The organism is Vulgatibacter incomptus (assembly GCF_001263175.1).
Taxonomy (GTDB): domain Bacteria; phylum Myxococcota; class Myxococcia; order Myxococcales; family Vulgatibacteraceae; genus Vulgatibacter; species Vulgatibacter incomptus.
On record NZ_CP012332.1, the window covers coordinates 1,029,005 to 1,055,867 of the forward strand.

11 protein-coding genes and 1 tRNA gene are annotated in these 26,863 nt (G+C 69.7%); 10 read left to right on the forward strand and 2 right to left on the reverse strand.

Translation table 11 applies throughout. From position 1 onward, the window contains the following. Positions 1-80 precede the first annotated feature (80 nt). Positions 81-8,168, forward strand: a complete 8,088-nt coding sequence (locus AKJ08_RS04165) for a lamin tail domain-containing protein (protein WP_157370462.1) — start codon at positions 81-83, stop codon at positions 8,166-8,168. Positions 8,169-8,248: 80 nt separating this feature from the next. Here AKJ08_RS04165 and AKJ08_RS04170 read toward each other — a convergent pair whose 3' ends face one another. Further along, positions 8,249-9,721 carry an AMP-binding protein gene (locus AKJ08_RS04170; RefSeq protein WP_050724911.1) on the reverse strand — a complete coding sequence of 491 codons (1,473 nt, stop codon included), beginning with the start codon at positions 9,719-9,721 and terminating at the stop codon, positions 8,249-8,251. A gap of 177 nt (positions 9,722-9,898) precedes the next feature. On the opposite strand from AKJ08_RS04170, the gene secG reads away from it, so the two are divergent. The 6 genes from secG to AKJ08_RS04200 all read left to right on the forward strand — a co-directional run bounded on the left by secG (position 9,899) and on the right by AKJ08_RS04200 (position 16,540). After that, on the forward strand, positions 9,899-10,288 hold the full coding sequence (secG, locus tag AKJ08_RS04175; RefSeq protein WP_050724912.1) for a preprotein translocase subunit SecG: 390 nt from the start codon (positions 9,899-9,901) through the stop codon (positions 10,286-10,288). A gap of 138 nt (positions 10,289-10,426) precedes the next feature. Continuing rightward, positions 10,427-10,511: transfer RNA gene (locus AKJ08_RS04180), tRNA-Leu, on the forward strand. 235 nt (positions 10,512-10,746) lie between these two features. Beyond that, a complete protein-coding gene (locus AKJ08_RS04185) occupies positions 10,747-11,637 on the forward strand; it encodes a ferredoxin reductase domain-containing protein (RefSeq protein ID WP_050724913.1) in 891 nt (296 codons plus the stop codon). Positions 11,638-11,819: 182 nt separating this feature from the next. Beyond that, positions 11,820-13,754 (forward strand): acyl-CoA dehydrogenase family protein, encoded by a 1,935-nt coding sequence (locus AKJ08_RS04190; protein ID WP_050724914.1) that lies wholly within the window; start codon positions 11,820-11,822, stop codon positions 13,752-13,754. A 112-nt stretch (positions 13,755-13,866) separates the two neighbouring features. Continuing rightward, entirely contained in the window at positions 13,867-14,664 is a 798-nt protein-coding gene (locus AKJ08_RS04195) for a YoaK family protein (RefSeq protein WP_050724915.1), read from the forward strand. A gap of 97 nt (positions 14,665-14,761) precedes the next feature. Next, a complete protein-coding gene (locus AKJ08_RS04200) occupies positions 14,762-16,540 on the forward strand; it encodes an ABC transporter ATP-binding protein (protein WP_050724916.1) in 1,779 nt (592 codons plus the stop codon). A 22-nt stretch (positions 16,541-16,562) separates the two neighbouring features. Here AKJ08_RS04200 and AKJ08_RS04205 read toward each other — a convergent pair whose 3' ends face one another. After that, entirely contained in the window at positions 16,563-17,411 is an 849-nt protein-coding gene (locus tag AKJ08_RS04205; RefSeq protein WP_050724917.1) for a CBS domain-containing protein, read from the reverse strand. Positions 17,412-17,585: 174 nt separating this feature from the next. Here AKJ08_RS04205 and AKJ08_RS04210 point away from each other — a divergent pair, with 174 nt between their 5' ends. The 3 genes from AKJ08_RS04210 (at position 17,586) to pbpC (ending at position 26,848) form a co-directional block, all read left to right on the forward strand. Further along, positions 17,586-18,320 carry an HAD family hydrolase gene (locus AKJ08_RS04210; protein WP_050724918.1) on the forward strand — a complete coding sequence of 245 codons (735 nt, stop codon included), beginning with the start codon at positions 17,586-17,588 and terminating at the stop codon, positions 18,318-18,320. Between the two features lie 134 nt (positions 18,321-18,454). Continuing rightward, complete coding sequence (locus tag AKJ08_RS04215; protein ID WP_050724919.1) at positions 18,455-24,373, forward strand: Ig-like domain-containing alpha-2-macroglobulin family protein; 5,919 nt, start codon at positions 18,455-18,457, stop codon at positions 24,371-24,373. A gap of 81 nt (positions 24,374-24,454) precedes the next feature. Beyond that, a complete protein-coding gene (gene pbpC / locus AKJ08_RS04220; protein WP_050724920.1) occupies positions 24,455-26,848 on the forward strand; it encodes a penicillin-binding protein 1C in 2,394 nt (797 codons plus the stop codon). Positions 26,849-26,863: the final 15 nt, after the last annotated feature.

Here is a 26,863-nt window from a genome sequence, read left to right on the forward strand (position 1 = left end):
CCTGCCGATTCCCTGCTTGATTCGTCCTCCTCACGCACCCCCGGTTTCGCAGTCTGGTCTCAAGAACGAGGTAGGCGCAGATGTTGAAGATCTGGCGTACGAGTTGTCTTGCCCTGATGGCGCTCGCCGTCTCGGCCTGTGGAAGCAAGGACACGGGTCAGGCGCAGGAGCCTGGCGATGTCGAGATCGTCGCTTTCGTCGCGCGCCCGGACCGAGTCGAGGCGGGCGGTAGCGTTGAGGTCTCCTGGGAGACGACGAACGCCGACCGCCTCTCGCTGACCGCCAACGGCGGTGACGTGCAGCTCGGCGCAGCCGCCATCCAGGCGGGCTCCGTCTCGGTGGTCGTCGACGTTGAAACCACCTTCGAGCTGACGGCCACGGGGAAGAAGGATGGCGACGTCAAGACTGCCACCGCCACCGTAAAGATCCTCGGAGACGCGATCGAGATCCTCTCGTTCACCGCGAACCCGACCGAGGTGGAGGAGGGGAAGGAAACGACGCTCTCCTGGAAGACCCACGGCGCGGAAGCGATCCGTATCGTTGACGGCGCACTCAACGAGGTGGACCTCGGCGGCCAGGCGGCGCCGGAGGGCTCCGTGAAGGTGGCCGTCGCAAGCTCGACGACCTTCAAGCTCGTGGCGTCGAAGGGCGAGGAGAAGGCGGAGGCGACCGTCACGGTGAAGGTGAAGGGTTCTCCCGTCGCCAACCTGAGCGCCGATCCGGCGAGGATCGTCCACGGCAGCACCTCGACCCTGACGTGGCAGACGGAGGACGCCGTGTCGGTCGCGATCGTGGACGAGGAGGACCGGCCCGTCTTCGAGAGCAGCACGCAGCTCAGCGGGACCTTCGAAGTGACGCCCTCGTTCACCACGACCTACCGGCTCACCGCGATCGGCGCCACGAAGCAGGCCGTCGCTTCTGCGTTCGTCGAGGTGGCGCCGAAGATCGTCTCCTTCGCTCCGGTGGATCCCTCCGCCGCCGGGGTCGGCTCTCTCAAGGCTCTCACCTGGGTGGTAGGCGGCGCCCGCGAGGTCGAGGTCTCGAACCTCGCCGGTGTGGCCCAGACCTTCACCGGTGACGAAGCCGCGCAGGGATCCGTCTCGCTGCCCATGAGCGCGGACGGCAAGTTCAAGCTGGTGGCCCGGAGCGGAACCCTCGAGGCGTCGAGCGAGCTGACGATCGACATCATGCTCGAACCGGTGATCGGCAGCTTCGAGGCTGCGCGCCCGGTGCTCACGATCGGCGACGACGGACAGGCGACGGCGGTGCTCTCGTGGTCGGGCGTCGAGCGGGCGATCGGGCTTCGGCTGGTCGGCGAGAACCTCGGCGAGATCGCCATTGGCGGTGACGCCCTCGTCTCTGGCTCGGTGGAGGTGGTGCTCCAGGCCGACGAGACCTTCACTCTCATGGCTTCGAACGAATCCGGCGACGTTGCCGCCACCGCCGCGGTTCGGCTCGTTCCTGCGGCGGCGATCGAGTCCCTGGCCGCGCTTCCGGGCAGGGTTGGGGTAGGGGAGGCCTTTACTGTCTCGTGGGCGACCACCGGCGCCACCTCGATCCAGCTCAGGCAGGACGGTGCGGTCGTCGCGACCGCCGACGATGCGGTCGCCGCTGGCGCGGTCGAGCTCGTTGCCGCCACCAACTCGGCGATCGAGCTCCGGGCGTTCAACGACGCGGGCGACTTCGTCTCGAGGACCCTCACCGTCACAGTCGGGGCTCCAACGAACACCTCCTTCACCGCGACTCCGAATCGCGTCTGGGTCGGCGGGACCGCCACCCTCGCCTGGCAGAACCTGGGCGGCACGTCGCTCTCCCTGAAGCGGAGTGGGGAGGAGATCTTCGCGACGACCGATCTCACGCGGATCGCCGACGGCTCCTACCTCGCCACGATCGAGACGGCCGGCTCCTCCACCTTTACCCTCGAGGTGGTAAACGGCGCATCGCAGCGCACGACCGCGTCCATCGTCGTCGACGCAGGGACCGGTCCGCGGATCGCGGCGTTCTCGGTCGGGCCCGCGCAGCTCCTGGTCGACACGAATGCCACGATCTCGTGGCAGACCACCGACGATCCGGACGGGGCCACGCCCGTCCTCTCTCTGACGGACGACCGGGGTGGTACCTACCCGATTGCCGCCGGAAGCGAGCACGCCGGGTCGCTCCAGCGTGCGCTGGGCCAGGTCGGCTCGTACACCTTCACGCTCACCGCGAGCACGCCGAGCGCGGGTTCCACGCCGGTGAGTGAGACGCGTTCGGTCACGGTTGTCGGAGTCCCCGCGGCGACGCTGGTGGCGACGCCGCAGGTCTTCGACACCACGGTGGCGCCCACCGTGACGCTCTCGTGGACCTCGGCAAACGCCGAGTCGCTTCTGCTCTACCAGCTCGATGGCAGCGGCGCGCCCGTCACGCCCGCGCTCCTCACGGTTCCCAGGAGCGATCGCGCCAGCGGCAGCTTCCAGGTCGTTCCGGCCCGGGCTACCACCTATCGGATCGTGGCGACCAACGCCCTCGGCACCTCGGTCTCGGCCGACGCGAGCGTGACGATCGCTCCGCCCGAGATCCTCAGCTTCACCGCGACTCCCGTCGAGGTCCTCGTGGGCGATGGAGTGACGCTCGAGTGGACCACCAAGATGGCCTCTGGCGTTTCGCTGAGCGTTCTCCCCGGCGGGCTCGTCTTCTCGGAGACCTCGGCGCCGTACATCGACGTCCAGGCGGCAGGCGGCACCAAGCACGACCTGACCCAGACCTGGAGCACCCTCACGACCAACGACGAGGGGTTCGACATCTTGACGTTCCCGGGCACCTTCAGGTTCCCGTTCGGCGGTCAGACCTACAACCGCATCATGATCTACGCGAACGGGATCGCCAGCTTCGATTTCGGCCGCACCGGAACGATATCGAGCTTCAGCAACACCAACTTCCCTTCGGGGACGACGAGCCCCTGGGCGCACATCGCGCCGTTCTGGGACGATCTCTTCTTCCCCAACAGCGCGACGAATGGAAACGTCTACTACCTCCTGAGCTCGGACGCGGAGGGAGAGTTCCTCGCCATCCAGTGGAAGGGCATCACCAACGCCGCCGCCGGAACGGACAATCTCAACTTCGAGATCCTCCTGAGGCCAGACGGGACGTTCGAATACCGCTACGGTCCGTGGATCCGGGGCGGGGCGTCGCAGGGCTGGGTCGACGGCAACAGCGCGACCATCGGGTACCAGTTCCCGGATCAGAGCGGGTATCACGTCTTCAGCAAAGACACCGCGGTGCCCGGCGGCCTCGGGGGCCGGAGTTTCCGCTACTCGCCGCCTCCCTCCCTCTCGCCGAACGACAGCTACGTCTGGACTCCGGCCGGCGCTGGCAGCAAGACCGTCACCCTGACCGCTCGGGGAGAGGGGACCGCGACGGCGACCGTGGACGTCATCGTCCATCCGAGGGCCACGCTCTCGGTGACGGCACCCTCTGGCGAGGTGCTGAGGGACACGAATTTCACCCTCTCGTGGACCTCTACCAACGCCACCTCCGTCGAGGTGGTCGACTCGTCCGGCACGGTCCGGTGCTCGGCGGCCTCCAGCCAGATCGCGTCCGGCTCTTGCGTGCTCTCGGAGGCGACGGTCGGGGAGCACCAGTACACCGTCCGGGCCGCGGGGGCGCTCGAGTCCGTGGTGGAGCGCGTGGTCCGGATCATCGTGTACCCGCCCTTCGAGCTCGTCGACTTCACCGTGAGTGGCACCCAGCTCGAATACGGAGCCGTTGTCACCCTCGCCTGGGAGACGAGCGGCGCGACCTCGATCACCTTGTCCGCGAACGGCGTCGAGCTCGACCTCACGGGCAAGGACATCGACGGCGACTCGTTGATCCACGTCCCTCAGCGGCCGACCACCTACGTCCTCGCGATCGAGGCCGCCGACGGTCGCATCCGGACGGCGACGAAGACGGTCACGGTGCGGACGCTGGACCTCTCCGTCGACCCGGTCGCTGCCGACGTGTCGCCCGGGACCCCGGTGACGTTGAGCTGGACGGCGACTTCCTTGTCGGGCGGGACCGCACGCGTCTACGCGCCGTCGCCGATGGAGGACGTCACGTCGTCGACTGCGTTCGAGGACATCAGCTCGATGCCTGGTGTGGCGACGCTGATCGCGGGTGGATTGGACACCACGACCGTCACGGTCGACTTCGGAGGCCGCTTCTCGTTCCCGTTCTTCGGTCAGCGCCGCACGGCTGCTCGCGTCTCGACAGACGGCGTGATCTCGTTCGATACCGCCTCGACGGCCTTTTTCACCAGCAACCAGCCGATCCCCAACGACGGTACCTCCAACCGGCTGGCCCACCTCGCCGCGTTTTGGGATGATCTCCACACTCGGACGAGCGGACGGGTCCACAGTCTGCGGATCGACGACGATACCTACGTCGTCCAGTGGACCCATTTGAGCCCCTTCGCGGGCTCGTCGAACACGAACCAGTACGACCTCAACTTCCAGGTTGTCCTCCACTCGGACGGCACCTTCGAGTACCGATACGGAACCATGGCGGCGCCGGCCAGCACCTCGTCCAGCTGCTTCCCCTCTACCTGTGTGAACGAGGCGAACGGATCCAGCGCGACGATCGGATACCAGGACCCGACCGGGCTGATGGGCCACCAGCTCCACTTCGGCGGTACCTCCGGCGCGGCGGGCAACCCGACCTTCCCTGGGGGCATCGCCAACCGTGCGTTCCGCTACCAGCCTGCCGCCGGCGTCGGGACGACGACCATCGTTCCGGCCAAGACCGGCGACTACACGATCTGCGCCGAGGTCGACGGTTACATGTCTTGCCAGACGGTCCATGTGACCGCCGACTTCGAGATCTCGTCCTTCGTGACGAGCGCAGCGAACGTCAACCGGGGCCAGTCCGTTGACCTCTCGTGGACCACGAAGGGCGGGGATGAGCTCACCATCAAGGCAAACGGTACCGTGATTGCCGACGGGACGACCGTCGGCATCTCGGCGGGCGTCCTCCCGCTCGTTCCGACGGAGACGACGACCTACGTGCTCGAGCTCAAGAACCGGTTCCTCAACCGGACCGTCACCTCTTCGAAGACCGTCACGGTGAAGCAGTTCGGGCTCTCGGTCGGGGCGTCGGAGGCGTCCGTCAATCCAGGTGGGGCGGTCACGATCTCCTGGAACGCTGACATGTACTCCGGCGGGAACTACGCGCTGACCACTCCGATGACCGAGGTGGCGTCGGCGTTCGTGGACCTCTCTGCGGATTCCGCTCTTCAGCCGATCATCGGCGCTGGTGCGGACTCCACCATGGCCAACGTCCCCTTCGTCGGCGGGTTCACGTTCAATTATCTGGGGACCCCGTACAGCGCGGTGCGCGTTTCGACCGACGGCTTCCTGACGTTCGACTCCAGCGCCACCACGACCTCGAGCAACTCCACGCTGCCCAGCTCGAGCAACAAGAAGGTGCACCTGGCGGCGTTCTGGAAGGACCTGCATACCCGTACGAACGGAAGGGTCTACGCCCTCGCCACCGCGACGGAAGTCATCGTCCAGTGGAGCCACATCAGCATGTTCTCCGGCTCCAGCGCGGCGGAGCACGACCTGAACTTCCAGGTGGTTCTCCACGCCGACGGCTCCTTCGAGTATCGCTACGGAACCATGGCCGGGCTGGCCGCCCCGAACGTCTCGACGAGCTGCTTCCCGAACACCTGCGAGAACGAAGCGAACGCCTCGTCCGCCACCATCGGCTACCAGGATCCGACGGGAGTGGCCGGCTACCTGCACTACATGGGCGGTACGAGCAACTCCGCCAGCAACTTCCCGTTCGCGGGAGGCCTCTCGAACCGCTCGTTCCAGTTCTCGCCGTTCAATGGTTCGGGCTCGGTGGTCGTGAATCCCGCGGATACGACGAGCTACCGGATCTGCGCGATCTCGGGCGCCTTCATCGAGTGCACCGACGTGATCACGGTCCAGTCGGAGTGGAAGATCGTCTCCTTCGGAGCGAGCACGGCGTTGGTGGAGCCCGGTCAGCCCGTCACGCTCTCGTGGGAGACCACCGGCGGTGACGACATCCGCCTGAGCGCCACCACGGGGGCAGCGACCCGGCAGTTCGACGTGTCGGGCCTCTCCATGTCCTCCGATACCTACACGGACAACCTCCCCGGGCACACGACCTACAACTTCGAGCTGTGGTCGATGGGCCGGGTCAAGAGAGCGACGAAGTCCGTCGTGGCGCGAAACGTGAGCGTCGGACTCCAGGCGTCGCCGACCACGGTCGGCGCTGGCCAGCCGGTGACGCTCTCGTGGGACGCCGCCTCGAACACCGGAGATGCGCCCGCCCTGACGGGCAACTTCCTCGTCTCGGAGGTGAGCTCACCCTACGAGGACATCACGACATCGGGCGGAACGCTGCTGTCCGAGCTCGGACTCGGCGTGTTGACGACCAGCGGTCCCTACGCAATCGTCGACTTCTCCGCTAACGGTTTCACCTTCCCGTACTTCGGCGGCCGGTTCACCCGGCTCAAGGTCGGCAACCAAGGCGTTCTCTCGTTTGACGAAACCTTGTCCGGCTCCCGCTCGAGCAACCTCCAGCTCCCGACCACCGATACGAACGGGGTCAAGGTCCAGTTCGCTCCGTTCTGGGGCGACGTCCAGACCGCGGCGGCTGGTAGCACGGCCCATCCGGATGGCGGCGTCTACGCGAAGTTCGTCTCGGAGCCCGGCGGAATCGACCACTACATCATCCAGTACCACCATCACCGGATTGGCAGCGCCGCCGACGGCGCCACCGATCTGAACTTCCAGGTGGTCTACTTCGCGGACGGCGCAGTGGAATACCGTTACGGAGACATGCTCCCGCTCACCGGAAACAACAGCGTTCTGGGCGGTTCGAAGACCATCGGCTTCCAGAGGCCCGGTGGCGGCTGGGGCCATAACATCCACTTCGGCTCGAGCTCGACCACCACCTTCGCCGGCGGTTTCGGACATCGGTCGTTCCGCTTCGAGCCCCTCGAGTCGACCGGCTCCAGGCTCGTGACCCCGACCAAGACTACGACCTACAACCTGTGCGCGACCGTGTCTGGTTACACGGAATGCAAGGAGGTCACGATCTTCGTCCACGACGTCGGGTCCGTGGTGATCACCGAGCTCATGATCGATCCGGCGGGCGGTTCGACGGCGCAGTGGTTCGAGATCCAGAACCTGAACTCGATCCCGATCGACCTCGATCGCTGGGTGATCGAGACCTCCAGCGGATCCCACGTGATCCAGGGACCGGTCGTGATTCCCGCGTTTGGCTTCGCGACCCTCGCCGCCTCTCCCAGCGTCGGGTTCACACCGAGCTACGTCTACGGCAATGGCGTCGCCCTCGCCGTGGGAGGTGATACGCTCCGGGTCAAGGCGTTTGGGTTCGCGACGGTGGCCTCCGTGACGTGGGACTCCTCCTGGTCGATTCCGTCGGGCTCGAGCCTGGGCCTCGATGGGAGCTATCTGGTCCGAGGCGTCCTCAACAACAATCCGGCCCAGTGGTGCACGGGGCCGGCTACTCCCGGAACGGCGGCAGTGGGCTGCCGCTTCACGGACTACAGCCTGAACCGATATGCGACGGTGCCGTTCATCGACATCCGGGCGACCGGAACCACGGTCAGCGCGATGCGGGACGACTCAGGCAAAACCGGCCTCACGCTCCCGTTCTCCATGCCGATCTTCGGTTCGTCCACGAGCCAGATCTGGGTGGATGCAAACGGCTGGGTCTCGTTCGCTCCTACCCAGCCCTCGACGTCTCATTTCGCGCCGGACGCCCTTCCGCGGACGAGCACCGCCACGCCCGCCGGTCCGCTGTTCGCCGCGTTCTATGACGACCTCGGCTGCACGCAGAGCGTTGGAACTTGGGACTGGCAGTACGAGCACCGCGTGATCGGCTCGAACCAGGTCACGATCCTGCAGTGGAACAACTTCAATCGCTGCAGCAACACCGGCGGGACGACGTTCCAGATTCAGCTCTCGTCCAACGGCGACATGGCGGTGGTCTTCGGCAACATCGTGGCGGCCGCGGGCACCTCGGCCTGGAACATCTACAACGGTTCGAGCGCGTGGATCGGCCTGGAGGGACCGGATCGGACGCGGCCCATCACGGCGCTCTACAAGACCGTCGAGCCGCTCTCCGGCAGGGCCTTCCAGTTCACCAAGAAGTAGCGACGGTCGTCACCCGACCGAAAGCGAGGGCGCGGGATCTCCGGATCCCGCGCCCTCGCGCGCTTCCCGGAGATCGGTGCTCAGGTGGTCGATCGCGCGCCGAGCTGCTTCTTGAGCACTTTCCCCATGGCATTGCGGGGCAGATCCGGGACAATTTCCACCTGTCGCGGCCGCTTATGCGGAGCGAGCAGGCTCGCGACGTGGCTCGAGAGCTCCTCGGGCGAGGGCGGCTCGCCGGGGGCCGGCACGACGAAGGCCACGATCCGCTCGCCGAGGTCGTCGTCGGGGCTGCCTATGACCGCCGCCTCTCGAACGCCCGGATGCTCGAGGAGGGCCGCCTCGACCTCGCCGGCGCCGACCTTGTAGCCGCCGGTCTTGATGAGGTCGGTGGCCCTCCTCCCTACGATCCGCACGTAGCCGTCCGCCGAGCGGGTGGCGAGGTCCCCGGTGAGGAAGAAGCCGTCCTCATCGACGACGGCGGCGGTGGCGTCGGGACGGTTGAGGTAGCCGGCGAAGACGTTGGGGCCGCGCACGGCCACCTCGCCGATGGCGGTCTCGTCGCCGTCTGGCAGCGGGCGGCGATCGTCGTCCACCAGCTTGAGCTCGACTCCGTCCACCGGCGGGCCGACGGTGCCGGGCCTGCGTTCGCCGTCGTGACGGATGGCGCAATTGATCAGGGTCTCGGTGAGGCCGTAGCGCTCGACGATCCGCTGTCCCAGGAGGCCGGCGAGCCGCTCGTGCTCCCGCACCGGGAGCGCCGCGGAGCCGGAGACGAGGAGCCGGGCAGCGGCGAGGCGCGTTCTGTCGGCGGCGTGGGCCTCCAGGTGCTCGGCGAGGCGGTGGTACATCGTCGGCACCGCGAAGAGCATCGAGCCGCCGCCCGGTCCGAAGGCCTCGCAGACGGCCTGCGGGGAGAAGCGGGGCAGGAGGAGGAGCTCCGAGCCCGCCCGCAGGCTCCCGAAGAGGCCCAGGACGAGGCCGTGGACGTGGAAGAGGGGCAGGGCGTGCACCAGCGTGTCGGCGCCGCTCCAGGCCCATGCCGCGGCGAGACCGTCGAGGTTCGAGGCGGCGTTCCCGTGGGTGAGGATGGCGCCCTTGGGCGCGCCGGTGGTGCCGGAGGTGTAGAGGACGAGGAGGGGCGCGTCGGGGCCGACCTCGGCGAAGGAGGCGCGGCGGGGGCCCGCGGTGACGATGGCCTCGATGCGGGGCCCGCCGTCGGGGATCCGGCCCTCGAAGGCCTCCGGGTGGTCGGCGAGGATCCGCTTGGGAGCGGCGTCGGCGAGGATGTGGGCGAGCTCCCGCTCTCCGAGGGCCGGGTTGAGCGGCACGGTCACCAGGCCCGCGACGGCGTTGCCGACGATCGCTGCGGCCGTCGCCGCCGAGGGCGTGGCCCAGACCGCGACCCGGTCGCCGGGGCGCAGCGAGTCGGCCAGGAGCCGGGCGGCGGAGGCCTCGGCGGCCCGGAGGAGGTCGTGGTAGGAGAGGCGGTCGTCGCCGATGCGCAGGGCCGTGCGGGCCGCGCGTCCGAGGTTGCCGGGCAGGAGGGGGTGCATGGCGCCGAGCCTATCCCCGTCCCCCGGGAATTTCATCGCCGGGCGGGAATGTCCCCAGGGGTGAAATTCACCGGTGGCTACGCGGGTTGCGATGCCGGGTGAGGCTGTGTTAGCCTGCCGCGCTTTTCCAAAACTTCCGATCACCAGCCAACGCTTGGCGAAACCCAGAAACGGTCCATGGAACTCGCAATCCAGATCCTCCACGTGCTCGTCTGCGTCTTCCTCGTCCTCACGATCCTGCTGCAGGCGGGCAAGGGCGCCAGCATCGGCGCGGCCTTCGGCGGCGCTGGTAGCCAGACGGTCTTCGGCGGCCGTGGCGCCCAGACGTTCCTGAGCAAGCTCACCACCACCGCGGCGGCGATCTTCTTCCTGACCTCGCTGACCCTCTCGCACCTCTCGGGTGGCGAGGGCCGGTCGGTGGTCCAGGGCGAGCACGCCCCGGTGACGGCTCCCGCCGCTGCCGACGTGGCCGCTCCGGATGCCGCGCCCGCCGCCGAGCAGCAGCCTGCCGAGGCCGCCCCCGCGGCGCCCGCGCCGGACGCCCAGCAGGCTCCCGCCGCCGAGTAATCGGGGCGATCCGGATGACCGCGCAGGTCGGAAGCGAATCTTCCAAAAAAGTACTTGCGCGGCATCGGGGGGCACTGTAAACAGCCTCCCACTCGCGGCCGGGAAGGCCTTCCGGACGCGGGTCGCAAAAGCGAATATGCCCAGGTGGTGAAATTGGTAGACACACCATCTTGAGGGGGTGGCGCCGCGAGGCATGCGAGTTCGAGTCTCGCCCTGGGCACCAAAAGAGAGGGGAACCCGACTACGGTCAGGTTCCCCTCTCTGCGTTTCTGCGCAGGGATTGCACGGGCTCCGGGGCGCTCGATCGCACCGACCCGGGGCGGCCGGCAGATTCCTCCCCTTCGATCGTCACCCAAGCGATGATTCGGGTAGAGCGCCGAGCGCTCGGCGGCCTTATAGGTTGTCCTCCACTCGCTCGCGCGAGGCTCCCTGGAGAGCATGCGAAGCTAGGAGACGCCGTGATCGAATCCGCAGAGGCGACGTCCGTCCAGAACCGAATCCAGGTCTTCGACACTGTCCTTCGGGAGATCGTCTGGGAGACGCCGGACACGGTCACCCTCATGCTCGATCCCGGCGACCATCCCAGGAACTACCTGGCGGGTCAGTTCGTCTCGATCGACCCTGCCCAGTTCCGGGAGCTCCGCCAGCAGATCGCCTACTTCGAGCACGCGAAGGGCAGGCGGGAGGCGGTCCGGGCCTACTCGATGGCCTCGACACCAGACGAGCCCCTCCTCGCGATCACGATCAAGGAGGAGACGTTCATCCCCGGCTCCACGGAGTATCCGCCGCTCCTCTCTCCCTTCCTGGTGCACGGCCTCCAGCTCGGGCGGACGATCACGGTGAAGGGCTACAGCGGCTTCTTCGCCGTGGGCCCGGACCTCGCCGAGCGGACCCGGCACCTGGTGCACGTGGTCGCCGGCTCCGGCGTGGTGCCCAACTTCGCGATGGCCAAGTGGGTTTTCGCCCACCAGCCGGAGGTCCAGCAGACCTTCGTCTATTCGAACAAGACCTGGTCGGAGGTGATCTTCGCCCGGGAGCTGGCCGAGCTGGAGCGGGCCTCTGGCGGCAGGCTCCGGGTGGTGCACTGCCTGACCCGCGAGCCCTCGGCGCCTGCCGAGTCGCCGTGCGCCCGGCTGGGGCGGATCAACCGCGAGGTGCTGGCGGACGCGATCCCGGAGCCAGGGAACTGCCTGGTCTACGCCTGCGGCCCCGCGATCACGCGGTGGGACAAGAAGGCCGCCCGCGACCGTGGTGAGGAGCCGGCTCCGCGCTTCATCGAGACGGTGAAGGCGGTCCTGGCGGAGCTAGGCGTCCCCCGGACGGCGGTCCACACCGAGGCGTACGGCTGACGCGAAGACTCGGCGGCAGGGGAGATCGCCGCTCGAGGGCCCGCCCGGCCGCCAGCATCGCTACGTTCGATGGCCTCCGCTCGGGTGGCGCCCGAACGTCGGGCGGTTATCTCTCCAGGGCCGGATCGCCTATGATGCGTTGCGTTATCCGCAGCCATCCGTAGCCAGGAGGACAGCCCGACATGGCCAACGACTCTTCGAACTTCTTCCGAGACAACGAGGACCTCCTCTTCCAGTTCCGCAATGGGCTGAAGTGGAAGGAGATCGTCGAGCTCACGGAGAACGGCTTCACGCTCCCCGACGGCCCGAAGGATCTCGAGGAGGCCCTCGGCTTCTACGAGACGGTGATGGAGGCGACGGGAGAGTTCGTCGCGAAGGAGATCGCGCCCCGCGCGAATCGCATCGACGCCAAGGGGACCCGCCTGGAGAGCGGCGAGGTGGTCTTCTCGCAGGAGCTGAACGACGTCTTCGGCGGGATGAAGGAGCTGGGTCTCTTCGGCCTTTCCGCTCCCCGCGAGCTCGGCGGCTCGAACGCGCCGCTCGCCCTCTACTTCGTGGCGAACGAGCTCATCGCACGGGGCGACGTCTCCGCGATGACCCACTACGGCTTCCACGGCGGCGTGGCGACCTCGCTCTACGTCTATTCGATCCGCGAGGGCTCGGCGAAGTTCGAGGACGGCCGGCTGGTGAAGACCCGCTGGGACGAGGCGATCCGCCGGATCTCCGCCGGCGACGACTTCGGCTGCATGGTGCTCACCGAGCCCGGCGCCGGCTCCGACCTCGGCGTGATCCGGACCAAGGCCGTGGAGCGCGGCGGCAAGTGGTACCTCACCGGCGAGAAGATCTTCATCACCTCCGGGCACGGTCAGTACCAGCTCGTGCTGGCGCGGTCTGAGGACGAGAAGGACGCGCCCGGCCTCAAGGGACTCTCCCTGTTCCTGGTGCCGCGGATCCTCGAGAAGAACGGCGACCGGATCCACAACGTGCGGATCACGAAGGTGGAGGAGAAGCTCGGCCACCACGGCTCCGCCACCTGCTCCCTCGAGTACGACGAGTCGGAGGGCGAGCTGATCGGCGAGCGAGGGCAGGGCTTCGAGCTGATGCTCGTGCTGATGAACTCGGCGCGGATCGGCGTCTCCGTGGAGGCGATCGGCAACGCCGAGGCGGCGTACCGGATGGCGAAGGCCTACGCCTCCGAGCGGTCCACCATGGGCAAGCCGATCGATCGCCACGAGCTGATCGCGGAGAAGCTCGTCGACATGGGGACCTGGATCCCGGCGATGCGGGCGTTCGCCTTCGAGGCGATCTCCGCGGTCGAGATCTCGCAGCGGCTGGATCTGAAGCTGCGGACCGAGCCGCCCACGGATCCCGAGGAGCTGGCCGCGATGAAGGCGCGCCAGTCGCGCCTCGCGAAGCGTGCCCGCAGGCTCACGCCGCTGCTCAAGTACGTCACCAGCGAGAAGTCCGTGGAGATCGCCCGGGACGCGATGCAGATATTCGGCGGCATGGGCTACATCGACGAGACCGGCGTGCACAAGCTGCTGCGCGACGCGCTGGTGATGCCCGTCTACGAGGGCACGTCGCAGATCCAGGCCCTGATGGCGACCAAGGATCACCTGCTCTGGGCGGCCCGCGATCCCGCAGGCTTCTTGCGGCGCGGGGCGCGGGCGCGGCTCCTCGCGCGCACGGCCCAGACCCAGCTGCTGCGCGACGTGAACAAGGCCGAGGCCACGGTCTACCGGGCCACCGAGACCATCATGCTCCGGATCTTCGGCCAGAAGGTGAAGGCGGAGTGGGAGGGCGGTCTCGTCGGCAGGGATCCGGCGGCGTGGGGCCGCTACCTCAAGAAGCGCTTCCTGCGGCAGTGGGACGCCAAGTCCGACTTCTCCCAGGGCCTCCTCCACGCCGAGCGGCTCACCCGCATGCTCGCCGACGTGGCGATGGGCAAGGTGCTGGCGAAGCAGGCGCAGAAGTTCCCGGAGCGGGAGGCCCTCGCCAAGCGGTTCGTGAACCGGATGCTCCTGCGGGTCGACGCCACGGCGAAGGAGATCGAGCACATGGACGACAGCGTCCTCGAGGCGATCGCCGCCCTCGAGGGGAGCGCCCGGTCCGAGTGACGCGAGGGTCCCGTTCCAGCCACCGGAAAACGATGGGTGGCTGGTCCTCCGCGGGAGCGCGGAACGTCGTCCGCGCACCCGAGACGGGACCGTAGCGAGGAGGCTCACGCCGTTGCTGCATTCCGAAGGACAGGATCGCTCGTTCGCGTCCAACGCCATCCTCGCCATCGCGCTCGCGTGCGTGGCGGGGATCGTGAATGCGGCCGGCTTCTTCGCGGTGGGGGCCTATACCTCCCACGTCACGGGGAACGTCAGCCAGGTCGGCGACGAGCTGGCGAGGGGGCGCCCCGGCACCGCGCTGGCCGCGCTCTCGCTGGTGCTCTTCTTCCTCCTCGGCGTGATGGCGGCGGCGGCCTTCGTCCAGGGGGCGAGCCGCCTCGGCAGGGCACGCTACGCCGCAGCGCTGATCACCGAGGCGGCGGTGCTGACCGCCTTCACCGCGATCAGCGCCTTCACATCCGGCCGCCCCGAGTGGCTGCATCTGCTCCTCACCGGGATGCTCTGCTTCTCGATGGGGATGCAGAACGCGCTCGTCACCCGGCTCTCCGGCGCCGTGATCCGGACCACGCACCTCACGGGGATCGCCACCGACCTCGGCATCGAGCTGGTCTCGCTCGTCTCCTGGATCCGGGAGAGGGCGAGCGAGGCGTCGAGCCATGGAGTCGCTGCGTTCCTCCGGGATCTCTGGCGCCATCCGGAGCTCCGGAAGCTCTGGCTGCACGCCTCGATCTTCGTCGCCTTCCTGGGCGGGGCGATCATCGGCCCGATGCTCTATCTGCGGCATGGCCACGTGGCGATGCTGCTCCCCGGCTCGATCATCCTGGGGCTCGTGATCCTCGACCTCTCCGGGCGCGTGCAGGCCAGGCCGGCGAAGGCCCGCGCAGCCGAGGTGGTCGCGCCACAGGAGTAGAAGTCCGCTGCGGGAACGCCATGGGCGCCCTCGACCTCGCGACCGAAATGTCCGCTCCTGGTTGCCTGCGCGGCCCGTTCTTGCGAAAACCCGCCTCGTGAACGCCACCGACTCGCGCCTCGTCGACCTCGTCCGCCCGTATCGCCTGCGGGTCGCGGCGGCGATCGGCTGCGCGGCGCTCGCCGCCGCCGGCATGGGTGGCTACGCGTTCCTGGCCGGGCCTGCGCTTCGTGCGCTCGTGCAGGGCGACTCCCTCGACGTGGGCCCGATGCTCTCGAAGCTCCTGCCCGCTGGCGCCGTCGCGGCCTTGTCGAGCGGGATCCTCGGCTCGCTCCCCTTCCTCCTCGTGGCGGCGGGCCTCGTGAAGGCTGCAGCGTCCGCGGGCTTCAACGTGCTTTTGCCCGGCGCCGTCGCGGAGGCCGCGGCGGACCTGCGCAAGCTCGTCTTCGCAAGGTTGCTCCGGGCCGATCCGGGCTTCTTCCAGACCCATCCAACGGGCGACCTCGTGTCGCGCTTCACCGGCGACATCGCCGCGGCGGAGGGCGCCGCCGGCGAGGTGGCGGTCACGCTGGTGCGGGATCTCTCGCAAGCGGTCGCGCTCGTCGTCGTCTGCGCGATCATCGACGTCCGCCTCATGGTGGCCGCCGTCGTCGTCGTGCCCGGTACCCTGGTGCCCGTGCGGCGATTCGGCGAGAGGCTGCGCCGCATCGGCAAGGAGCAGCACGAGGCGCAGGGAGAGGTCGCTCGGCGCGCCGAGCAGGCGATCACGGGGCACCGGATCGTCCAGGCCTACGGCGGCGAGGCCCACGAGGGCCGACGCTTCGCCGCCGCCAGCGAGCGGCTCCTCGGGGTGATGCGGCGCTCGCTCCTCGTGCGGGGCGCCTTCACGCCGTTCATGGAGATCTTGGGCGTGGTGGGGCTCGCCGCCGCCATCGCCTGGGCGGGCCGCGCGGTGGTCTCCGGCGAGCTGCCCCCCGAGGCCGTGGTCTCCTTCGCGGCGGCGGCGCTCATGCTCTACCAGCCGCTCAAGGCCCTCGGAAACCTGGGCCAGCAGCTCGCCCAGCTCCGCGCCGCCGTGGGCCGCGCCTTCGAGCTCCTCGACGCGCCGGACGCGGTGCACGACGCGCCTGACGCCATCGAGCTCCCGTCGCCCAGCGAGGTCCGCCTCGAGGGCGTGAGCGTCCGCTACGGCGAGAGGGACGTGCTCCGCGACGTGAGCCTCGTCTTCCGGGCTGGCGAGACCGTGGCGCTGGTGGGCGAGAGCGGGGCGGGGAAGAGCACGATCGCGGGCCTCCTCTTGCGCTTCGTCGAGCCCTCTGCCGGGCGGGTGTCCTTCGACGGCGTCGACCTCCGACGCGGGACCCTGCGCTCGCTCCGCTCTCACGTGGGTTACGTCCCCCAGGACACCATCGTCTTCGCAGACACCGTGCGCGCGAACCTCTCATGCGGCGCCCCCGTCTCCGACGAGGCGATGCGCCTCGCCGCCACCGAGGCCAACGCGCACCTCTGGATCGACCGTCTCCCCGGCGGTCTCGACGGCGAGCTCGCCCAGGGCGGCGGCAACCTCTCCGGCGGCGAGCGCCAGCGGCTCGGGATCGCCCGCGCCCTCGCGCGGCAGGCCCGGGTCCTCGTCCTCGACGAGGCGACCAGCGCGCTGGACGCCGAGAACGACGCGCTCCTCCAGGAGGCGTTCTCCCGGGCGATGGCGGGCGACCGGATCGGGATCGTCATCAGCCACCGGCTCGCGTCGGTGCGCGGCGTCGATCGCGTGGTGGTCCTAGAGCAGGGCCGGGTGGTCGAGGAGGGGACGCCGGACGAGCTCCTGCGCGCAGGCGGCCGCTTCGCCCGGCTCTGGGAGCTCCAGGCCGCCGCATGACCTCGCCCGGCCTGCGCGTGTATCAGGGCGAGGGCTGGGCGGGGGCGGTCTCGGCGCCCTCGGCGCGGACGTGGTCGCGCAGCCAGACGAGCACGTCGACGTAGGAGAGGATTCCGACGAGGCGATCGTCCTCGTCGAGGACGGGGAGGGCGCCGATCCGTTCGTCGGTGAAGACGTCGACCACGTCCATCAGGCGGGACCTCGCCCGGACGATGACCGGATCGGGGACCATCGCGTTGGTGACGACGTCGTCGAGGCGCGACTGCTCGACGGAGGTCCAGTCGAGGAAGTCGGTGCCGAAGGCCGAGCGGAGGTCGCGCTCGGAGAGCATGCCGACGAGCTTCTGGTCCGCGTCGATCACGGGGAGGTGGCGGAACCCGCCCTCGAGCAGGGCGCCGGCGGCCTCTCCCAAGGTGGCGTCCGTGTCGATGGTGATGGGATCGGGGGTCATCACGCGGGCGACGGGGACGGAGGAGAGGTCCCTCACCGGCATGGCGGTCCCTGCCACGGCGGAGAGGACGTCGCTGTCGGTGACGATGCCCTGGAGCACGCCCTCCGCGTCGGTGACGGGGACGGAATGGACCTTGTGCTTGCGCATCAGCTCGGCCGCCTCCTCGACGCGGGCCTCGCCTGCGATGGTGATGGGCGGCCGGTGCATTACGTCGTAGACGGGGATCAGCCGGGGATTGCCCGGGCGGCTCGCCTGCTCGACGAGGTCCATCCGCGAGAGCATGCCGACCACGCGCTGGTGGGCGTCCACCACGGGAATGTGGCGGAAGCGCCGGAACCGCATGAGGTCGGAGGAGAGGCCGAGCTCGTCCCACTCCCGCACGGTGACGACGTTCTTGGTCATCAGTTCGGCGATCCGCATTCTCGAGCGCCTCCTTCGGTGTAGAAACTAATGCGTGTAGCGCCCCTCGAAAGGGGGACCCGGTCGGGCCCTCGGTTTCCGGCAATCGGCCGCCTGCCCGATTGCGCTCGGGCCGATCGGGCCCTGAAGCATCGAGCCCGGATGGACTCCGGGCGCCCCTTGGTTGGAGACACCATGCTGTTCCCCGCACCGCCCGCATCCGATCGCCTGGTCCTGCCCCGGGTCCTGGAGACTGCTCGTCGCCTGGGATCCTCCGGCCTCGCGGTCTTCGACCTCGACTCGACCCTCCTCGACAACAAGCCCCGGCAGGCCCGGATCCTCCAGGAGTACGGCGAAGCGGTTGGCGTGGCGGCGCTGGCCCGTTCGACGCTCGCCCATTGGGGCTCGAGCTGGGACATGGAGGGCGCCATGCGCGCGGCGGGTCTGCAGGCCGCGGAGATCGAGCGGCACCTGGAGGCTGCAATGCGCTTCTGGGAGGAGCGCTTCTTCACCAGTTCGTACTGTGCGTACGACGAGCCGACACCAGGTGGGCCCGCGTTCGCCGGCATGCTCCGCGAGGCCGGGACCCGGATCGCGTACTGCACCGGGAGGCCGGAGCTCATGAGGGAGGGGACGGTCGTGTCCTTCGTCCGCATGGGGATCCCGCCGCCGGAGGCCGGGAGCGTCGTCCTGGTGATGAAGCCCTCGATGGCCATGCGGGATGACGACTTCAAGCGCCGGGCCCACGAGGAGCTCCGGGCGCTCGGCGAGGTCTTCGCGGCCTTCGACAACGAGCCCACGCACATCAACGACTACCGGCTATCGTTTCCGGAGGCCCACGTCGTCCACCTCGCCACCGACCACTCGGGCCGCGAGGTCGAGGTCCTGGCGGGGATCCCGAGGATCCGCGACTTCGTCTTGCCGGGCTGAGCCGAGCCCGCACCTTCGACTTTCCGCCGGGGGTCTCTCCGTCACACCCGGCGTGTCGGTCCCTTGTGGTATCCCACCGTGAATGAGCGCGGCAGGACTTGCGTCCAAGTGCCGCCGCTCGATCGAGGGATCCCATGTGTCACAAGCGTAGTCTCCTCCTCCTGGCGCTGGGCCTCCTCGGCCTGGTCGCCGGCTCCTGCTCGTGCAACGAACCGGAGGGCAGCCGAATCACGCCGCAGGCTGAGGAAGCATCCCGCAAGCTCGAGCCGCTCCCCGAAGCGCCGCATCTGGAGGTCGCCCAGGAGCCGGTGCCCGGGAGCGCCGGCGACCTTGCGGTGGTCGCGGTTCGCCCGCTGGGGGCCTCGCCGGTCGACGCGCGCCCGACGATCACCTTCTCCAAGCCCATGGTGGCGGTGGGCGGGGTGCAGGAGGAGGCGAAGCTCGCCGCTCCCGCCACGATCGAGCCGCCGATCCCGGGAACCTGGCGCTGGCTGGGCTCCGCCAGCGTCGAGCTCGTCCCGGAGAAGCCCATCCCGTTTTCGACCCGCTATTCGGTCACGATCCCCGCCGGGATCCGCGCGCTCGACGGATCGGCACTCGCAGAGGGGCGCACCTGGGAGTTCGAGACCCCGAAGCCGGAGGTGCAGCGGATCGAGCCGGCGAGCGACTTCAAATGGCTCGGGTCGTCGCCGACGTTCTCGCTGACCTTGAACCAGCCGGTGGCGAACCTCGCGGAGGCGGTGAGGCTCGAGCTCGAGGGCGGGCGGACGGTGGCGCTCAAGCTCGTCTCGGAGAAGCGGCTCGACGAGCTGCGCCGGGAGCGCGCGGACCGGGGCACCGGTGAGAGGTCGGGCTCGGCTCCCGCTGTCGAGGATCGGCGGATTCGCTACGAGCTCGCGCCGGTGGAGTCGCTCCCGCTGGATCGCCCCGTGTCCCTCGTCGTCGCCGGGAGCCTCCGCGGGTCCGAAGGGCCCCTGACCCTCGGCGCCGATGCGACGTATGCGTACCGGACCCATGGCGGGATGCGGATCACGGGCGCGGAGTCGTGCTTCTGGAAGGGGGACCGCTGCCCCTACGGCCCGCTGGTCCTCTCCACCTCGAACCTCGCCAAGGTCGACGGGCTGAAGGAGAGGCTCTCAATTGAGCCGGCGGTCGAGATCGAGTGGGACTCCGTCGACGCCCGGATCCCCGACACCTGGGAGCGTCGTGAGTCGCCGGTGATCATTGTGCCCGGGGGCTTCCGGCCCGGAACCACGTACGTGGTCCGGGTGAAGGACGGCCTGGAGGACGCGTTCGGGCAGAAGGCCGGCGCCTTCGAGGCGCGGATCACGCTGGACGATCGGCAGCCGTCGTTCGACGTGGGCTCGACCCTGGCCCTCATCGAGATGGCGGGGGACGGCACCCTCCCGATCGAGTCGGTGAACCTGGAACGCGTCGACGCCGACCTCTGGCGCGTCACGCCGTCGGAGCTCGCCAAGCTGCTGCGGAGCCACTCGCTCCCGAAGTCGCCGGCGACCCGGCGGGAGACGGTCGACGTCCGGGCGACGAAGAATCGGACGAAGTGGACGCCGCTGGATGTGCGGAAGGCGTTCCCGCCCGGCGCGAAGACGGGCCTCTTCGCGGCCTCCTTCCGCGCGCCCGGGCTCTCGGACTCCTATCCCCGGCGTGTCTTCGGCCAGGTCACCGACTTCGCCGTGCATGCGAAGCTCGGCCCCGCCAGCGGCCTCGTCTGGGTGACCCGGCTGTCGTCCAGCGCCTCGGTGCCGAACGCCTCCCTCGCGCTCTACGACAAGGACGGCGTGAAGCGGTGGCAGGGCGCCACCGACGAGGAGGGGATCGCGAAGGTGCCCGGCCTCGCGACACTCCTCGAGGCCCAGAGCTCCTGGGAAGGGCGCCTCGCCCTGATCTCCGCCGAGAAGGACGGTGAGCTCGGCGTCACCTGGTCCGACTGGGACGATGGCCTGGGCCCCTGGGCCTTCGGCCTCCCCTCCGACTGGGAGGGGAAGGAGCCGGTGTCTCTGGGGATGGTCTTCCCGGAGCGGGGGATCTACCGCCCGGGCGACACCGTCCACCTCAAGGGGCTGGTTCGCTTCCGCAAGGTGGGCGCTCTCGGCACGCCCGCGAAGGGCTCGAAGCTCACGCTCCGTGTGACGAACCCACGGGGCGACGAGCTCCTCTCGCGGGAGGTGACGCTCTCGTCTTTCGGCACCTTCGCCACCGACATGGAGCTCGGGAAGGACGTTCCGCTGGGGAGCTTCGGCGTCGTCGCCGAGGGGCAGATCGACGGGCAGACCCTGTCGTACGGCGGGTCGTTCCGGGTCGAGGAGTATCGCGCGCCCCAGTTCCGGGTGGACGCGTCCGTGGAGCGGAAGAACGCGCTGGCGGGGGAGCCGCTCAAGGCGAGCGTCCTCTCCCGCTACCTCTTCGGCGGCGCGATGGCGGATGCCAAGGTCCGATGGAGCCTGGTGCGCCGGCCGGAGTTCTTCGCGCCGCCGGGCAACGAGGGCTTCGACTTCGGCTCCCAGGTCTGGTGGTGGGACGACGAGCGTCCCGTGCCTTCCACCGAGGTGATGGGGAGCGGGGAGGCGCGCACGGCGAGCCACGGGGAGCTGGCGATCGACCTCGGTACGCCGCAGACTCCGGGTGAGAAGACATACGACTATACGCTCGAGGCAGAGGTCGAGGACGTGAACCGGCAGCGGGTCGCGGCCCGGACCGCGTTCACCGTGCATCCGGCCTCGTTCTACGCCGGGATCCGCGTCGCGGCGACCGGCTTCGCCCAGGCCGGTCGCCCGCTCCAGACGGAGCTGATCGCGGTCACGCCGGAGGGGGATCGAGCACCCGGCGTGAAGGTCGCGTTCGAGGCGCGGCGGCGGGAGTGGAAGTCGATCAAGAAGAAGGGCGTCGGCGAGCAGTGGTTCACCGTGAGCGAGCCGGTGGAGGAGAAGGTCTACGGCTGCGAGGTGGTGACCCGCGTCGAGCCGAAGTCCTGCTCGTTCGAGCCGGCGGAACCCGGGCTCTACGTCCTGGAGGCGAAGCTCACGGACGCCCAGGGCCGCACGCAGATCAGCCGGACCTCGGTGTACGTGGTGGGCAGCGGCTGGGTCTCCTGGCAGCGCAACGACACGGACCGCATCGATCTCGTCGCCGACCGGCAGGTGTACGAGCCCGGCCAGACGGCGAAGCTCCTGGTGAAGAGCCCCTATCCGTCGGTGGAGGCGCTCCTCACGGTGGAGCGGGAGGGGGTGTTCTCGTCGCGCAAGGTTCTGCTCGACGGCAGCGCCACCACCCTCGAGATCCCGATCGACGAGTCGATGATCCCCAACGCCTTCGTGAGCGTGCTGCTGTCCCGAGGCCGGGTCTCCGAGGGAGGCATCGAGAGCGGCGAGGATCCCGGCAGGCCCGCGGTCCGGATCGGCTACACCCAGCTCAAGGTGGAGAAGCGCTCGAAGCGGCTCTCCGTCCAGGTGACGCCGGACGCCACCGAGAGGCGGCCTCGGGAGAAGGTGAAGGTCGCTCTCGAGGTGAAGGATTTCCAGGGCAAGGGCGTGCCGGCTGAGCTGGCGGTCTGGGCCGTGGACGAGGGGGTCCTGCGGCTGACGGGTTACCAGATCCCGGATCCGATCGAGGCGATCCATCCGCTCCGCGGCCTGTCGGTGAAGCTCGGGGAGCCCCTGGTGCACCTGGTCCAGCGCAGGCTCTACGGCGAGAAGGGCCAGACCGCCGGCGGCGGCGGGGGCGACGGCACCGGCGCGGGCTTCCGCTCTGCGTTCAAGACCACCGTGCTCTTCGCGCCCGAGGTCCGGACCGACGGTCGCGGCCGGGCCAACGTGGAGTTCGAGCTCCCGGACAACCTCACCACCTATCGGATCATGGCGATGGCGATCACGGAGGGAGATCGCTTCGGCACGGGGCAGGCGGAGGTGGCGGTGTCGAAGCCGCTCCTCGCGCTCCCCGCGCTCCCGCGGCTGGCTCGCGTGGGGGATCGGTTCGAGGCCGGCGTGGTGATCCACACGGGGCTCGCCGACGGCGGCCAGGTGAAGGTGAAGGCTTTCGCGGAAGGGCTCTCCATCGAGGGGCCCGCCGAGAAGACGACGGTGGTGGCGAAGGGCCAGCCCCGTGAGGTGCGCTTCCGCTTCGAGGCCAAGCAGCCGGGGAGCGCGAAGCTGCGCTTCTCGGTGGAGGGAATGGGCGAGCGCGATGGCGTGGAGCAGCGCCTCCCGATCCAGCTGCCGGTCGCGATGGAGGCGGTGGCGACCTATGGGGAGACGCGAGACGAGCGCATCGAGGCGCTCGATCCCCCCGGTGGGATCCGTCCGGGGATCGGCGGCCTCGAGCTCACCTTCGCGTCCTCGGTCCTCGGGGGCTTCGATGAGAACATGCGGCAGCTCGTGGACTACCCCTATGGCTGCCTCGAGCAGCAGGCGTCTCGCCTCGTGCCCTTCGTGGCGCTGCGGGAGCTCTCGGGGCGCTTCGGCGTGCCGTGGGCCGGACCGGAGACGTACCGGAGCTGGATCGGCGACGAGGCGCTCGCGTCCCGTGGCAGCCCGGATCCGGACGAGGTGATCCGGGCCACGGTGAAGTCGATCGAGCAGCTCCAGAACCACGACGGGGGCTACCGCTACTGGGCCTCGAGCGGGTGCTCCACCCACTTCGCGTCGACCTATGCGGTGCTCGCGCTCGCGAGGGCGAAGGAGGTGGGCTTCCCGGTGGACGCCGCCGCTCTCGCGCGGGGCCAGGCGTTCGTCGCGAACGAGGTGGCCGCCGGACGCTGCGAGCGCTGCGGCTGGGGCTGCAACAAGGGCGACGATCCGACGAGGGCCTTCGCGCTCTATGCGCTGGCCCGCACGGGTGCGCCGAAGCCCTCGTACTACGGGGAGCTCTTCGAGCGGCGAAAGGAGCTGCCCCTCTACGCGCAGGCGATGCTGGCCGACGCGCTCTTCGTGGGGAAGGGCGATCGGCGCCTGGCCACGCAGCTCCTTGGCGAGATCCTCGTCCAGGCGAAGGAGTCGGCCCAGGAGCTCCACTTCGAGGAGACGGGTCCTGCGAGCCGGTGGTCGCCCTGGTCGTCCGATACCCGGACCACGGCGCTCGTGCTCCAGACGCTCACGACGATCTCGCCGGACCATCCCTACGTGGCGAAGCTCGCGACCTACCTGAAGCGGATCCGGGGGCGCGACGGGCGGTATCGGAACACCCAGGAGGCGGCCTTCTCCCTGATGGCGCTCAACGAGGTGAGCCGGACCAAGGAGAAGGAGGTGCCCGACTTCACCGGTTCGGTGCGCCTGGAGGGCGACGAGCTCGCGTCCGTTCGCTTCCAGGGGCGGTCGATGCAGGTGGAGAAGGCGCAGGTCGAGATGGCGCGGCTGGCTGCCGCAGGCGCGAAGGCTGGCGCTTCGGCGCAGCCGACGACGTTCGAGCGCGACGGCTCGTCAGCCCGGAAGCTCGCGATCTCCAAGAGCGGCGCCGGGATCCTCTACTACGGCGCGCTCCTCCGCTACGCGCCCGCAGAGATGCCGACGACGCCCCTCGACCGCGGCTTCGCGGTGCAGCGCTGGATCGAGCCCTACGACGGCGGCGGTCAGGCGCGGGAGCTGGTGGCGGGCGAGCTGGTGCGCGTGCACGTGCGGGTGGCGACAGCCCAGGAGCGGAGCTACGCGGTGATCTCCGTGCCGTTGCCGGCGGGGCTCGAGGCGGTCGACACGTCTCTCGCCACGACGGCGACGCTGGCGTCGGCGAGCGATCGGGAGTCGAGCCCGGGCTTCGACGAAGGGGACATCGACGGCGAGGATGGCGACTCGTGGAGCCCGTGGGCGTTCCGCTTCTTCTCGCCGTTCAACCACTCGGAGCAGCGGGACGATCGGGTGATGCTCTTCGCCGATCGGATGCCGGCGGGAGTCCATTCGACGAGCTTCGTGGCACGGGCGACCACGCCGGGAGACTTCGTTCTCCAGCCGGCCCACGCAGAGGAGATGTACGGGCCGGAGACCTTCGGTCGATCCGACGGCGGACGCATCCTGGTGATCGATCGCAGCCAGGTGGCGGGACGGTAGATGAAGGGCGACCGGCCAGACCCGGGATCGCCTCACGTGGCGGGCGCCGCGCCAGAGCCCGGGAGCGATCCCGGGGGCGCAATGTCTTTCAGGGCGGCGCCTGTCACGCGGGTGCGGCGCGCGCTGCGGATCGCCCTCCTGGGCGCGGCGGAGGGAGCGCTCGTCTGCGTGGTGATGGCGGCGGGATTCGTCGCGCTTCCTCTCCCGGGCGACCTGCTTCGCCGCGACGAGTTCGTGTCCATATCGTTCACGGATCGTGAAGGTGGGATCCTCCGCGAGCTTCGCTCGAGCGAGGACGGCCGGGCGACGCCGCTGCCCGGCGGCAGGGTGCCGCCGCTCGTCCGCGCGGCCTTCCTCGCCGCGGAGGATCGGCGCTTCGACCGGCATCCCGGCGTAGACCCGCTCGCGCTCGGACGGGCCGCGCTCCAGAACCTCCGGGCGGGAAGGGTCGTGAGCGGTGCTTCGACTCTGACCCAGCAGCTCGCGCGGCGCCTGGTGCCAAGGCCTCGGACCTTCGTGGGCAAGATGGGCGAGGCGCTCTGGGCGATCCGCCTCCACCTGCACCTTCCGCGGGAGGCGATCCTACGCGAGTACCTGGATCGCGTACCCCTCGGGAACTCGACCTTCGGAGTGGAGGCGGCGGCGCAGCTCTACTTCGGCAGGACCGCAGAGCGGCTCTCCGCCGGGCAGGCGGCGCTCCTCGCCGGAATGGCGAAGTCGCCGGCGAGGCTCGATCCCTACCGTCACGACGCGCGGTCGAAGGCCCGGATGCGGGCGGTGCTGGCGCGCATGGCGGAGCTCGGCGCGCTCTCGGAGGAGCAGGCCGCCGTGGCGGCGGAGACGCCTCTCGATCTCGTCCCAGCGTCGGCGGTCTTCGAGTCGCCTCACCTCATCGCAGCGCTGTCGGGCCGGCTGCCGGCGATGGGGCTTGGGCGTGCGGTCCGGATCCAGACGACGATCGATCCGGCGCTCCAGGCCGACGTGGAGGCGATGGTCCGGGACGAGGTCGCGGCCCTCGCCGGGCACAACGTAGGCCAGGCGGCGGTGGTGGTGGTCGACAACGCCAGCGGCGAGGTCCTCGCCTACGTGGGCTCGGCGGACTTCCTCGACGAGGAGCGCCAGGGCCAGAACGACGGCGTGCGGGCGCTCCGGCAGCCTGGGAGCGCGCTCAAGCCCTTCGTCTACGGGCGCGCGCTGGCGGACGGGAAGACGGCGGCCTCGGTCCTCTCGGACGTGGAGGTGCACCTCGCCACGCCCTCCGGCGACTACGTCCCGAAGAACTACGACCGGCGCACCCACGGCCCGGTGCGGCTGCGGACGGCGCTTGCCAGCAGCTACAATGTCCCTGCAATCCGCATCGCGGACGAGCTGGGGCCGGACCGCGCCCTCGCCACGCTGCGTGCGGCGGGCTTCGACTCCCTCACCGGGGATCCCTCGCACTACGGCGTCGGGATCGTCCTGGGGAACGGCGACGTCACCTTGCGGGAGCTCGCTCGGGCCTATCGCGGCCTCGCGCTCGGGGGCGTCCTCCGGCCACTCGCGGACGTGCGGCGGGCATGGGACGCCGAGGGAAGGGCCCTTCCGGTCGAGCGCGAGTTGGAGGAGCGGCGTTTCCTCCCGGCGCCAGCGGTGGAGCTCCTCACCGACATCCTCGAGGACGAAGGGGCTCGCAGCCCGGGGTTCGGCCTGGACAACGCGCTCCGCCTCCCGTTCAAGGTGGCCGCCAAAACCGGCACGAGCCGCGCCTACGTGGACAACTGGACCGCGGGATACACGGCGGAGAGGACGGTGGCCGTCTGGGTGGGGAACTTCGACGGCAAGCCGATGCGCGGCGTGTCGGGGATCACGGGCGCGGGGCCGCTCTTCCGCCGCGCGATGATCCGGGCCATGCGGGGGATCCATCCGTCGCCGCTGGTGGACCGCAGCCATTTCGTCGTCGAGACGATCTGCCCGCTCTCCGGGAAGAGGGCCGGGCCTGCGTGTGAGGGGGCCATTCACGAGGTCTTCCTTCCCGGGACGGAGCCGGGCGAGACCTGCCCGATGCACCGGCTGGTTCCCGACGAGGGGCGCGTGGGCCGCGCGGCGGGGGGCGGAGAGGGCGAGCGGATGAGGCCCGCCCTCGACGTCGGCCCGGGCTTCTACGGTTGGGCGCACGCCGAAGGGATCGCGTCGGCCCCGCTCGGCCCGGCGCGCCCGGCAGGCGACGGCACGGGGCCGCGCTTCCTCCTCCCGGCGGACGGGGACGAGTACCTGTTGGAGACCGGCATTCCGCTCGAGTCGCAGGCAATCCCGATCCGGGTCGTCGCGCCGGCCGGCCAGGCGGAGCTCGAGGTCCGCCTCGACGACGGTTCGGTCGTCCCCCTGCCTTCTTCCTTCACCGCCCGGATCCCGGCCGAGCGGGGGAGGCGGCGCTTGGAGCTCTGGGCGCGCGGGGGGGACGCTCCCCTGGCGGTCTCGCGCTTCGTGGTGCGCTGATCCTGTCGCGAGTAG